The sequence below is a fragment of the Amycolatopsis xylanica genome, assembly GCF_900107045.1.
GTDB lineage: Bacteria > Actinomycetota > Actinomycetes > Mycobacteriales > Pseudonocardiaceae > Amycolatopsis > Amycolatopsis xylanica.
The window spans coordinates 254,112-266,534 of sequence record NZ_FNON01000011.1; the positions used below are offsets into that span (position 1 = coordinate 254,112).

A 12,423-nucleotide genomic window follows, 5' to 3' on the forward strand; every position below is an offset into this window, starting at 1 on the left:
GATGGTCGCCCGCCCGGCCACGGGTGGTCAGGCGATACCCGCCGCGAAGACGTGCAGGGCAGAGTTGGACGGCAACGTCACCGCCACGACCTGCTTGCCCGCGGTCAGCGGGACCGTGTTCGCGAACACCCGGTACGGCACGGTCGGATACGCCGGGCCGGTGCGGGTGTTCTTGCCCAGCACCGTCGCGACGGTCGCCGCGCCGTACTGGGCCGGGTCGACGCAGCACCAGTTGGGCAGCCCGAGATCGGCCTGGCTGGTGGTGCCGTCGGCGTAACGGACGACGACCGTTCCCTTGGCCGTGCCCGTTCCGGTGCCGATCAGCACCAGTTTCGCGCCCGTCCCCGTCACGGCGATGGTCTGACCGGCCGCGACCACGTTGTCCGGCTTGGAGCCGTCCGCCGACGGCCACGTGAGCTTCGCTCCCCCGGCCGTGAACGAGGCGCCCGGCTTCAGCCCGGCTTCGGCGAGGCCTTCCGCTCGGAAGCTGCTGCCTTGGCCGTCGAGATCGCCGCCCGTGGCGTGCGCGGCATCGGTTACCCCGACGTTGCCGTACGCCGCCGCCAAGGACGCGTGCGGGACCGTGACCGTCGCCGAGTCGGTGACCCGATGCTCGGCGAACCTGGCCTGATAGGTCGCGTACGCGGTGAGCTGGTAGTCCTCCGGCTTGAGCCCCGCCTCGGGTGTCAGTTTCACCGGCACCTTGACCGTCTGGCCCGGCATCACCAATCGGGGAGCCGCCGCGGCCTCAACGCGGAAACCCTTGGTGGGTAAGGAAAGCGCGACGTCCCACACGGGCAGCGGCGTGCCGTTGGTGAAGCTCAGCGTGCCGTCGACGGACTGCCCGGGCGCGATCAGCGAGGGCACGGCCAGCGTGACCGAACCCTTGTTGTCCTCCGGGAAGATCCCGCCGACCGCGCTCGCGCCGATCAGCCGCACGTCCTGGCGCTCGCCGGCGCCGAGCTTGGCGGTCTTGACCCGGACCACGCCCTGCCCTGCCGGATCGAACCACCAGCCTGACGGCGCGGCGTCCAGTTCGGCCTTGCTGCCGTACTGGCGCAGCACACCGTTGCCCGCCTGCACCGAACCCGGCTTGGTTCCCGTGTGGACGGCCAGCTGGTAGTTCCGCGACGCCGGTTTCCCGGTGTAGGAACCGGTGCTCGCGCCGATGCCGACCGTCACCGTGCCGGGACCGGACGCCGGAGCGTCCACAGTGAACTCCTGCTTGGCCTGGGCGCCGGTCTTGTAGCCACGCGTGACGCCGTCGTCCTCGGTGAGCGTGAACCCGCCCTTGCCGCTGGGGTAGACGTCGAGGTCGAGCACGCCCTTGTCCCGGGTCTGCCACGACTTCGTGCCCTCGGCCCACATCGGCACCACGGCGCCGGCGCGGACGAACAACGGCAGCGTGTCCAGCGGCGCGTCGTAACCGTCCACAGTGGTCGGTCCGGTGTAGGTCTTGCCGCTCCAGTAGTCCACCCACGTGCCCTTGGGCAGGTAGATGCCGTTGCGCACGGTGGAGTTCTCGTACACCGGCGCGACCAGGAAGTCGGTGCCGGACAGGAACTCGTACTTCGCCTTGTCGGTCCACACGTTCGGATCGTCCGGGTACTCGAGCGCCAGCGGGCGGACCTGGCCGACGCCGGTCTGGTGCGCCTGCACGGAGTAGCTGTACGTGTAGGGCAGCAGGCGTTCCTTGAGCATCAGGTACTTGCGGTTGATCGACGTGTACGGCTCACCCTGGCGCCACGGCTGCTTGTCGGCCGAGGCCCAGCCGTCCATGGTCATCGCGGCAGGCAGGAAGGTCTTCCACTGCAGGTCGCGGACGTAGGTCTGCGGGCTGCCGCCGAAGATGCCGTCGATGTCGCCGGTGTTGTAGGCGATACCGGAGGTCGTCGCGCCCGCGTAGGTCGGGATCTGCCAGCGGATGTAGTCGAACGAGCCGGACTGGTCACCGCTCCACAGCACGCCGCACCGCTGCGCGCCCGCCCAGCTCACCGGCTGCCAGACGAACCCGCGTGCGTCGCTGTTGTCCTCGATGCCCTTGTACGCGGTGTCGCAGGCGTCGAGCGCGAACTGGTAGCCGGGCCCGACCCACGCGACGTCGAGCTTGCGCACCCGCACGCCCGCCTTCACCTCGTCGGCCTGGTTCGGCACGCCGTTCTCGGTCCACAGGCCGAGCTGCATCCCGTCCTTGCGCAGGCCCTCGCCGGTCTGCTGCAGGTTCTCGTACCCACAGCCGTAGCCGTCGTTGACCAGCATCCAGCCGTTCGGCATCCCGTTGGCGACATAGCCGTCGGCGACCTTCAGCGCGTCGAGCGTGTGCCGCTCGCCGCGGTTGGCGTTGTGCAGGTAGCAGTCGGAGTCACCGGTCTCGAGGCCGTAGATCGGTGGCAGGAAAGGCTTCCCCACCAGATCGGTGTACCCCGAGATGACATCCTTGAGCCCCGCGCCGACGACATAGGTCGCGTCGAACCGCCGCTCGTCATGCGTGGTCGCCACCGGCTCGTTGAACGAGTAGCTGCCAGGAGCGAAGGTGTTGCGCAGCACGCCGTACCCGGCGGTCGACGCGTAGAACGGCTGCGAGTTCGGCGCGCCGCCGTCGTTCCAGTTGTCATCGGCGAAGATCTTGATCGTCTGGCCGCGGTGGCTGTAGCGGCCGTTCTGCTCGCCACCGCCGACGAACTGCTCGGTCGCGCCGCGGCTCAAGCTCTGCGTGGTGGTCTTGGTGGTCCACGACAGCGGCGCCGACTCCGCCCACAGCTGCTTGCGGTCCGCGCCGTCGTAGAGCGCGAACTTCAGCGGATGCTTGTAGGCGCGCAAAGTCGCCTTACCAGTGGAAATAGCCCAGTACGAACCCTTGTCGGTGCGCGTGGGCGTGACGGGGCTGGTGCCGCGCGGCAGCACGATCTTGCTGCCGGCGGGATCGGTGAACGTGCCGTCCGGCGCCAGCCAGACCCGCACGGCGGACTCCGCGGGGAAGCTGACGCGCACGGCGGCGGCCCCCGATTTCAGGGTGACGGTGGCGCCCTCGATGGCGATCCCGCTCAGATCGCCAAGCCTTCCCGCGGGCCCCGCGGCCGGGTCGGCCAAGGCCGCGGCGGGCGCCAGCCCGAGTGTGACCACCGCGGCCAAACACCCGAGCGAATGCGCAACTCTGCTCATTTATGGCACCTTTCACGCATGAACAAGCATGATGTGCTCTGTATAGCGCATGCTTCGCGCAAAGTCGCCACCTGAACCGGTGCAGCAGACTTCCGTAGGGGTGCGAACGGCCCCCGCGCGGGTTCGAACGTTGTGAACGGGGCGTTCACAACGTTGATCGTTGCGAACGGGGCGTTCACGTCGTCTAGCTCAGGCGCCCGGTCACTCCGGATCGTCGGAGTACGCGCGCTCGCCGGGGCTGCGCAGGAGCGCATTGGTCCACTTGACGACCGAGCACGCCATCACCGACATGCCGCCCAGGAACGCGATGACCACGGTCAGCACCCACGCACTGGGGCCCGCGTCGCCGAGTACGTTCACCACGCACCCGACGATCGCGGCCCCCACGAAGAACGCGCTGCTGAGGTAAAGACTGAGCCGGGTCTTGCGGGACAGTCCGAACTCTTTCGAACTCACGGGTTCACCCACCGCAGGGCTTCGACAACACGGCTCACCAGACCGATGTTAGTGATTTTCCAGCCCGGCTGTGGCCGGACCATGGGCTGCCGTAAGTAGGGTGATGTCCGCGAAAGGGGGCGGTTGAGGTGGCAGGCGAAGTCATCATGCGTACATCCAGCGGCATGACCATGCACAGCCTGGACGAGTTCATGATCCGCTTGATGGTCAACGGTTTGAGGCCTGAGGAGTACTTGATCGTCCAATATGACGACGACCCGCCGTCCGGTGATCCGAACGTCCACTACTCCCAGGTCCGGCGCCGCCCAGAGGGCGACTACCAGCTCGAGTACCGGGCCGGCGGGCCGGCCGAGCACTACCAGACCTTCACAGCGAACTCCGACGATGTGGTCACCGCGTTCGTCGCCTGGTCCCGGGGCGAGACCAGCTGGCGCAACGCACATGAGTGGAAGTCGATCGGTGACTGGTTCGACCACTCCTGAAACCGATCAGGCCAAGGTCCTGGGCGGCTGGTCATCCTGAGTGAGCTCCTCCTCTCGAGGAAGCGCGCGAGTGACGACTCTGCTGCATCCAACGGAGCAGAGTCACCACTCGCGCGTTCCCTCGCCAGGGACACAGGGGTCGTGCGCGTTGCGGGCGGTTCTAACCGCCCGCAACGCGCACGACACCCGAGGCTCGGTCAGAGCACGAAGCCGGCTGGGAACGGGTCGTCCGGGTCGAGCAGGTACGTGGCCGTGCCCGTGATCCAGGCCCGGCCGGAGAACTCGGGGATCACCGCGGGCAGGTCCCCCACGGTGGCCGAAGCGACCAGCTGCCCCGTGAACCGGGTCCCGATGAAGGACTGGTTCTCGAACGCCGTGTGCAGCGGCAGCTCGCCGCGGGCGTGCAGCTGGGCCATCCGGGCCGAGGTGCCGGTGCCGCAGGGCGAGCGGTCGAACCAGCCAGGGTGGATCGCCATGGCGTTGCGGGACACGCGGGCGTCGGATCCCGGGGCGAGGAACTGGACGTGCTTGCAGCCGCCGATCAAGGGGTCCGTCGGGTGCCGGGGCGGGCGCTGGGCGTTGATCGCGTCCATGATCGACAGGCCGGCCGCCAGTATCCGGTCCTTTTCGGAACGCTCGAACGGGATGTCCACTTGGGACAGTTCGAGTATCGCGTAGAAGTTGCCGCCGTAGGCCAGGTCGTAGCGGACCTCGCCGAGGCCCGGCACGTCGACCACGGCGTCGCGGTCGGCCAAAAAGGACGCGACGTTGCGGAGGGTGACGCGGGAGGCGCGGCCATTGTGGACGTCGACCTCCGCGTGGACGAGGCCAGCCGGAGTGTCCAGGCGGACCACGGTTTTCGGCTCGGTGACCTCGACCATGCCGGTCTCGACGAGGACCGTCGCGACGCCGATGGTGCCGTGGCCGCACATGGGGAGGCAGCCGGAGACCTCGATGTAGACCACGCCCCAGTCCGCGTCGGGATGGCACGGGGGCTGGAGGATCGCGCCGCTCATGGCGGAATGGCCGCGGGGCTCGTTCATCAGGAACCGGCGCAGGTCGTCCATCTCGGCCATGAAATGGCGGCGGCGCTCGGCCATGGTCGCGCCGGGGATGGTGCCGACGCCGCCGGTCACCACCCGGGTGGGCATGCCCTCGGTGTGCGAGTCGACGGCCGTGATCGCCCTGGTCGAGCGCACCTACGACACCCCCAGGGAAGCCAGCGCGCGGCGCATGTCGGCGGTGACCTGCACACGGTGCTCGTCCGTCAGCGCGCCGCGCGGCGGACGGCAGGGGCCGCCGTAGCGGCCGACGAGGTCCATGCCGAGCTTGATGGCCTGGACGAACTCGGTGCGTGAGTCCCAGCGGAAGGCGGCGACCAGCGGCTCGTACAGCGCGCGAGCCTCGGCGAGCTTGCCGGAGGTCGCCAGGTCGAATAAGCGGACCGACTCGGCGGGGAAGACGTTGGGGAAACCGGCGAACCAGCCGGTCGCGCCCATCAGCAGGCTCTCCAGCACCACGTCGTCGGCGCCGCTGATCACGTCGAGGCCGGGTGCGCGCTCGCGGATTTCGAGCACGCGGCGGACGTCGCCGGAGAACTCCTTGACCGCCACCACGTTGTCGATCTGGGCGATCTCCGACAGCAGCTCGGGGGTGAGGTCGACCTTGGTGTCGAAGGGGTTGTTGTAGACCATGACCGGCAGCCCGACGCTCGCCACTGCTTCGAAGTGGGCCAGCACTTCGCCGCGGTTGGCGCGGTACAGGGTGGGCGGCAGGCAGAGCAGGCCGTTCGCGCCGTCTTCGGCCGCGGCTTCGGCCCAGTGCTTGGCCTGGTGGGAACCGGGGCCGTGCACGCCGACGACGACGATGCCGTCGGAGCCGACCGCCTCGATCGCGGTACGGGCGACGCGGCGGCGTTCTTCGTCTGTCAAAGAGGAGTATTCGCCGAGTGAGCCGTTGGGGCCGACACCGCGGCAGCCGTTGTCGACCAGCCAGCGGCAGTGCTCGGCGTAGGCGTCGTAGTCCACCGCGAGGCCCGCGGGCGCCGAGTCGTCCGCGCGGTACGGCAGCGCGGTCGCGACGACGACGCCGCCGAGGTCGGGGGTGCTCATCCGGGATTCTCCTTCTGGTCGGCGAGTTCGCCCAGCCGGATCGGCTGGGCGATCGGGCGGTGGTGGCGTTCGGGTAAGCCACAGAGTTCGCTCACGGTGGGTCCACACATCCGGCCCTGGCACGGGCCGAGGCCCGCGCGGGTGCCGAGTGCGAGCGCGTGCGACCCGGGCGCGGCCGGATCGGCGGACACCCGGGTGAGTTCGCCGTACGTGGTTTCCTCGCAGCGGCAGACGATGGTGTCCTCGCGCAGCCAGCCGCGCCAGGCCGGGCCGATCGGATGCGCGACCGCCAGCCGGGCGGCGAAAGCCGAGGCACGATCACGTTCCCGGAGTAGACGACCCGGTTCTCCCCCGGCGGCGACGCGACCGGCGACCGCGCCTTCCGCCGCCGCGGTGACCGCGCCGCCGATGCCGGTGATCTCCCCGGCCGCGAAGACGCCACCGACCGTGGTGCGCTGCGCCGCGTCGACGCGCACGAAGCCGCCGTCGAGCGCGCACCCGGCGGCGACGGCCAGTTCGGGCTGCGGGACGAAACCGTGGCCGACGCAGACGGCGTCGACCTCGTACGTCCGCTCGCTACCCGCGACGACCGACCAATCCGCGCGCACCCGGGCTGTCACGACCGACCGGACACGGTCGTCGCCCCGTGCCTCGACGACCACCCTGCCCATCCCGTACGGGATGCGGTGCCGGGCCAGCGCCATCGCGTACCGGATCAGCTCGCCCGCCTTGTCCGGGCGAACGGCAGCAGGTGAAGACCATCCTTTGAGGACAGTCGCAAGAGGATTGGCCTCAAGTACGGCCACGACTTCGGCGCCCACCTTAAGCAAGGATTCCGCTACGGGTAGGAGAAACGGTCCGGCACCGGCGACGAGCACACGGCGGCCGATCGCCACGCGTTCCCCCTTGGCCAGGGCCTGCGCCGCGCCCGCGGTGTAGACGCCGGGGAGGTGCCAGCCGGGGAACGGCAACGTCCGGTCGTGCGCGCCGGTCGCCAGGACCACAGCGTCGGGAGTGAGCGTGAGCCGTTCCCGATCGGTGCCGTCGGCGGGCCCGCGCAGGACGTGGAGCCGGAGTTCCGGTTCGACGGCCCAGACCGTGCCGCTCGGCCACCACTCGCATCGGGCCAGCAGGGAGTCGAAGTTCGCCTGCCCGCGGTGATATTGGCCGCCGGGAACCTCCGACTGGTCCAGGATCGTGACCCGGGCTCCGGCGCGCAGCGCGTGCTCGGCCGCCGCGAGACCGGCGGGCCCGGCGCCGACGATCACCACGTGCTTCACGCGTCCTCCTGCCGGGTCTGGGTGCGGATCTCGTCGCCGTCGGCCGCGGACCGCCTGCAGGCGCGGACATCGGGCACGCCGTTGACCGTGAGCAGGCAGTCGAAACAGGCGCCGATACCGCAGAAGACGCCACGCGGCGCACCGGAACGCGTGGTGCGCCAAGACATCCGTCCTGAGGCCAGCAGTACGCCCGCCACCGATTGGCCGTCGAGGCCGGTCACGGGTTCGCCGTCGACGGTGATCCGGATCGTCGTCACGCGAGCACCGCCGGACGGTCCACAGTGAACTCTTCAAGCGGCATCGACGGCGTCGCCCCGGTCAAAGACTCACGCAGCAGCAGCCCGGTGCCGACGCTCAAGCCGATACCGGCGCCCTCGTGTCCCGTGGCGTGCCACAGATTCGCGACGCGCGGGTCCTCGCCGAGCACCGGCAGATGATCGTCCACATAGGCCCGGAACCCGCCGTACGCGCGCATCACCGCGACGTCGGCGAGCGCCGGAAAAAGCCGCACCGCCTTGGCGGCGATGGCGCTCAGCACCTGTGGGCGGATGGTGGCGTCGAAGCCGACGCGCCTGCGTGACGAGCCGATCAGCACGGTGCCACCCCAAGTCGACTCGACGACAGCGGAGGTCTGCAGCTCGCCGGACCCGGCGCCGACCGCACCGACATAGTCGGCGTCGTAGACCTTGTGCCGGACGACGCCGGGCATCGGCATGGTCACCAGCACCTCGCCGCGCCTCGGCCGGACCGCGATCGGCGAGCCGAGGCGAGCCGACAACTCCCCCGCCCACGGGCCCGCCGCGTTCACCACCACGTCGGCGCCGAGCACCTCGCCCGGCACACGGACGCCGGTGATCCGGCCGTTCGCGACGACCGAGCCGAGCACTTCGGTGTCGGCGCGCAGCCGGGCGCCGTGGCGCAAAGCGGAACCCAGCAACGCCAAAGCGGCTCCGGCGGGCTGCACCTGGGCGTCCTGCGGGTAGTGGAACGCCGCCGTCACATCACGGGTGAGCGCGGGCTCGGCGGCGGCGACTTCGTTGGCGGACAAGGGGTTCGCGACCACACCGGCCTCGCTCTGCGACTTCGCGAACGCGGTGAGGGAGGCCGCGCCGCCGTCGGTCGTGGCGACCACGATGCCACCCTTGGGGTCGTACTCGATCGCCGCATGCGGGTCTTCGGCGGTGAGTTCGGCGACGACCAAGGGCCACAAGCGCGCCGACAACCGCGCGAGCGCGAGTTCGGCGCCGGGGCCTTTGTCGGACACCAGGATGTTGCCCTCGCCGTGCGATGTGGTGCCACCCGCCGGTCTGCCGCGGTCGACGACGAGCACGTCGAAGCCGGCCAGGCTCAGCTCACGCGCGCACGCGGACCCGATGATGCCCGCGCCGAGCACCACCACCCGCGTTCGGTTCATTGAGCCTCCGACGTTCGATAAAGCGAACGATCGGAGGGTAAGTCGAGTGCCGGGAGGGTGTCAACCGTTCAGCACGGGGTGCGCTTGGCCGTCGAGCCGTTCGTCCGCGCGGTACTGCAACAACAGCACCGAGTGGACCGGCGCCTCGAGCGCGGTGTAGCAATGCGGCTCGCGGGCGTCGAACGCCACGTAGTCACCGGGGCCGACCTCGACCGTCCGGCCCGCGACCTCGACCTGGAGCCGCCCGGTCTGCACGATCGTGTGCTCGATCCCGACATGCCCCTGCGAGCGCTGGGCCGCGTCACCGCGCACGACCTGGTCGTACAGCTCGAAAACCCCGTCGCCCGCTTCGATCCGGCGCAGCTGGCGCAGGTCGACGCCTTCGCCGCGGAGCACTTCGACGTCGGCTCCCCTGACCACGGTGAACGCGCCGCCCGCGCGCCGGTCGAGCAGGTCGGAGATCGCCACTTCGAGCACCCGGGAGAGGCTGAACACCGTCTCGATCGTCGGATTGCCGCCGCCGGATTCGAGCTGCGAGAGCGTGGCCTTGCCGATACCCGAACGCCTCGACAGCTCCGAGAGCGACAGGCCGCGCGCCGACCTTGCGGCCCGCAGGTTGACCGCCAGCATGTCCCGGATCGAGGGTGCCTCGTCCTCCACCACGTCTCCCTCAGCGTTCGGCAAACCGTACGAACGTCGTTCGCTTTGGCGATCATCATGCCACGCGCCCACGACAACGAGGGCATAGCCGCGGCCGATGGGGCGACGCGATGGTGACCGGTACCAGGCGGGGTGAAACTCCTTCACCAACCGGCGTGTGACCGGCGACACACCCATCTTGAGCGAGGAGAAACACGTGCAGTTGCTCCGCAGACCCTCATCGTCCGGCAGCAGGCTCCGCGCGCTCGGCGCGGCACTCGCCACGACCCTCGTGACCGTGCTCGTCCCCGCCACAGCCACAGCCACGGCCGCGCCCGCGTCCGCCTGCTTGACGGGCACGCTCGCCTACGACCATCTCGACGCCGAGGCCGGGACCGCGAAGCCGCTGCGCACCCAGGTCGCGCGCAACGCGAACTGGGAACTCTGGGGCCGCACCTCAGGCGCCACGACGCGTCTCGCCTCGGGGATCACCGGCGCGTCCGACGGCCGCTTTTCCGCCTGCGCCAACGGATCGCTGACCGAGGCCTACGTCCGGTTCCGGTCGAGCAGCACCGCGACCTGGCGGGTGATCAAGGCCGCGGACAACACCGCCGAGTACACCTTCGACTCGCCGCACCGCACCAATGTGAGTGGCACGGTGAACCTCGGCACCGTCAAGGTGCCCGCCTCGCTGCAACGCGCGTGGAAGGTCGTCGACACGCTCAACCTGTTGTACTGGAAGCGCGCCAACCCGGTGTCGGGCTGCTGGACGGCCCGGCAGGCCGACGGCCGGTGCGACGAGATCACCTTCGTCTGGGACCCGCAGGTCGCGGACGGCGGCTATTGGGATTACGGGGGCACCAATTACGTCTTCCTCGGCGCGACCATGCCCGACTCGAAGCACCTCGTGCTCCACGAAGCCGGGCACTGGCTGCAGTGGCAGCTCTACGGTCACGGTTTTCCCGTGGTGACCGGGTGCAATCCGCACTACATCGAGCGGAGCAGCTCGACGTCGTGCGCGTGGACCGAAGGTTTCGCCGACGCTGTCGCGGCCTATGCGCTGGGCGACTACCGCTATGTGTTCGACAGCGGGGCTTCGTACAGCTTCGTCAATGACGCCTCCACTCCTGGCTGGGATCGGGGTGACACCGTGCAGGGGCGGGTCGGGTCGTCGCTACTGGACCTGTGGGCGTCGAACGGGCCGGACGGCGGGAATTGGGACAGGACGATCGCGTTGATGACGCGGCGGTTCAGCCAGGACTTCCGGGAGTACTTCACGGTCGACCGGCCTGCGGACGGGCTGTCGACGAGCGGTGTGGCCAAGCAGATACTGGCCGGGCACACGATCGCTTACTGAGAACGGGATTTAGCGGGCTTTATCCCGGGAAAAGCACCCGGGATAAAGCCCGCTAAATCACGCGGCGCGGACCCAGGCCTCGACTTCGGCGGCGGTCGAGGGGAACGCCGCCGACAGCAGGTCGTGACCCGTGGGGGTGACCACGACGTCGTCCTCGATGCGGATGCCGACGCCACGCAGCTCGGGCGGGACCGTGAGGTCGGTCGCGTGGAAGTACAGGCCGGGTTCGACGGCCAGCGCCATGCCTTCGGCCAGCACGCCCTGCCGGTAAGCGGCGGGGCTCGACGCGGCGCAGTCGTGGACGTCCAGGCCGAGGAAATGCCCGGTGCCGCAGACGATGTAGCGCCGGTGCTGCTGCCCGCCGGCCGACAGCGCCTCGTCCACCGAGACCGGAAGCAGGCCCCAGTCGTGCAAGCCCGTCGCGATCACCCGCAGCGCCGTCGCCTGGAACGCGCCGTAGTCCTGCCCGGGCCGCACCTCGGCCAGCGCGGCGACGTGGGCCTGGTGCACCAGGTCGTACACCTTGCGCTCGGCGTCGGTGAACTCGCCGCCGACAGGGAAGGTGCGGGTGATGTCCGCCGTGTACAAGGAATCCAGCTCGACTCCGGCGTCCAGCAGGATGAGGCTGTCGTCGGACACGGGGCCGGAGCAGCGCGTCCAGTGCAGGATCGGCGCGTGCGGACCGGCCGCGATGATCGAGGTGTAGCCGGGGCCGGTGCCTTCAGCACGGGCACGCCGGTCGAAAGTGCCCTGCAGCCAGCGCTCGCCGCCGCCGCGCACGGCTTCCGGGAGCGCGGCCAGCACGTCGGCGAACCCGCGGGCGGTGGCGTCGACCGCGCCGCGCAGCTGCCCGATCTCCCAGTCGTCCTTGATCCGCCGCAGCTCCGCGAGGACCGTGCGCAGCCGCTCGCTGTGGCCGAAGCCGAACGCGTCGAGCATCGGGTCGACACCCGCGCCGACCAGCACCGCGGGGTTGAGGCCGCGCAGCCCGGCGGCGAGGTCCTCCAGCGGACGGCATTCGATGCCGAGAGCCTCGCCGTACGCGCGCGGGCCGGGCGCGGAGCCGACCCACAGCGGGCTGTTGTTCGCGTCGCCCACGAAGTCGGGCTCGTCCGGCTCGGCGGGCTTCGGGACGTAGAGGACCGCCTTGTCGTCTTCGATCACGACGATCGCGCCTTCGCGCTGGCAACCGGTGAGCCAGACGAAGTCGCTGTCCGCGCGGAACTCGTAGAACGTGTCGTTGGCCCGGACCTTCGCGCGCCCGGCCGCGAGCGCGATCCGGCGTCCCGGCAGCTCGGCGGCCAGCCGGGCACGGTGGGCCGCGGCCGCCTCGGCGGTGCCCGGCGGATTCTCCACCACTTCGGCGTCGGGCTCCCAGCCCTCGCGGATCCAGTCTCGGAAACCCTTCGCGGCCAGCAGGGCGTTCAGGTCGGGGCGGGTCCGGTCGGTCATCGGCTCTCCTCGTGCGTCGGGTTCGCCGTACCGTCGCACCGCGCACGCGCCGGGGGTAATGAGCGGCGGC

General features: G+C 70.1%; 11 protein-coding genes. 2 read left to right on the forward strand and 9 right to left on the reverse strand.

The window, feature by feature from the left end; all coding sequences use genetic code 11:
* Nucleotides 1–27 precede the first annotated feature (27 nt).
* Nucleotides 28–3,162 carry a TIM-barrel domain-containing protein gene (locus tag BLV57_RS37585; protein WP_245757672.1) on the reverse strand — a complete coding sequence of 1,045 codons (3,135 nt, stop codon included), beginning with the start codon at nucleotides 3,160–3,162 and terminating at the stop codon, nucleotides 28–30.
* 201 nt (nucleotides 3,163–3,363) lie between these two features.
* Entirely contained in the window at nucleotides 3,364–3,618 is a 255-nt protein-coding gene (locus BLV57_RS37590; protein WP_143047246.1) for a hypothetical protein, read from the reverse strand.
* Between the two features lie 146 nt (nucleotides 3,619–3,764).
* Here BLV57_RS37590 and BLV57_RS37595 point away from each other — a divergent pair, with 146 nt between their 5' ends.
* Nucleotides 3,765–4,100: a hypothetical protein gene (locus tag BLV57_RS37595; RefSeq protein ID WP_143047247.1), complete on the forward strand. Its 336-nt coding sequence runs from the start codon at nucleotides 3,765–3,767 to the stop codon at nucleotides 4,098–4,100.
* Between the two features lie 197 nt (nucleotides 4,101–4,297).
* Here the strand turns inward: BLV57_RS37595 and BLV57_RS37600 are convergent, their stop codons facing one another.
* From BLV57_RS37600 to BLV57_RS37625, 6 genes are read right to left on the reverse strand one after another with little or no spacing between them, the layout of a single operon-like run.
* A complete protein-coding gene (locus BLV57_RS37600) occupies nucleotides 4,298–5,299 on the reverse strand; it encodes a proline racemase family protein (RefSeq protein WP_091298043.1) in 1,002 nt (333 codons plus the stop codon).
* Entirely contained in the window at nucleotides 5,300–6,211 is a 912-nt protein-coding gene (locus BLV57_RS37605) for a dihydrodipicolinate synthase family protein (RefSeq protein ID WP_091298044.1), read from the reverse strand.
* Nucleotides 6,208–7,491: an NAD(P)/FAD-dependent oxidoreductase gene (locus BLV57_RS37610; RefSeq protein WP_091298047.1), complete on the reverse strand. Its 1,284-nt coding sequence runs from the start codon at nucleotides 7,489–7,491 to the stop codon at nucleotides 6,208–6,210. Before BLV57_RS37610 ends, BLV57_RS37605 begins: the two co-directional genes overlap by 4 nt.
* The gene (locus BLV57_RS37615; RefSeq protein WP_218134971.1) at nucleotides 7,488–7,739 is read right to left on the reverse strand and encodes a (2Fe-2S)-binding protein; all 252 of its coding nucleotides are present in this window, start codon (nucleotides 7,737–7,739) and stop codon (nucleotides 7,488–7,490) included. Before BLV57_RS37615 ends, BLV57_RS37610 begins: the two co-directional genes overlap by 4 nt.
* A gap of 5 nt (nucleotides 7,740–7,744) precedes the next feature.
* Nucleotides 7,745–8,905, reverse strand: a complete 1,161-nt coding sequence (locus BLV57_RS37620; protein WP_091298053.1) for an NAD(P)/FAD-dependent oxidoreductase — start codon at nucleotides 8,903–8,905, stop codon at nucleotides 7,745–7,747.
* Between the two features lie 60 nt (nucleotides 8,906–8,965).
* Nucleotides 8,966–9,565 (reverse strand): helix-turn-helix domain-containing protein, encoded by a 600-nt coding sequence (locus BLV57_RS37625; protein WP_176968989.1) that lies wholly within the window; start codon nucleotides 9,563–9,565, stop codon nucleotides 8,966–8,968.
* A 196-nt stretch (nucleotides 9,566–9,761) separates the two neighbouring features.
* Here BLV57_RS37625 and BLV57_RS37630 point away from each other — a divergent pair, with 196 nt between their 5' ends.
* Nucleotides 9,762–10,901 carry a metalloprotease gene (locus tag BLV57_RS37630; protein ID WP_091298175.1) on the forward strand — a complete coding sequence of 380 codons (1,140 nt, stop codon included), beginning with the start codon at nucleotides 9,762–9,764 and terminating at the stop codon, nucleotides 10,899–10,901.
* A gap of 57 nt (nucleotides 10,902–10,958) precedes the next feature.
* Here BLV57_RS37630 and BLV57_RS37635 read toward each other — a convergent pair whose 3' ends face one another.
* Entirely contained in the window at nucleotides 10,959–12,353 is a 1,395-nt protein-coding gene (locus tag BLV57_RS37635) for an aminopeptidase P family protein (protein ID WP_091298056.1), read from the reverse strand.
* Nucleotides 12,354–12,423 lie beyond the last annotated feature (70 nt).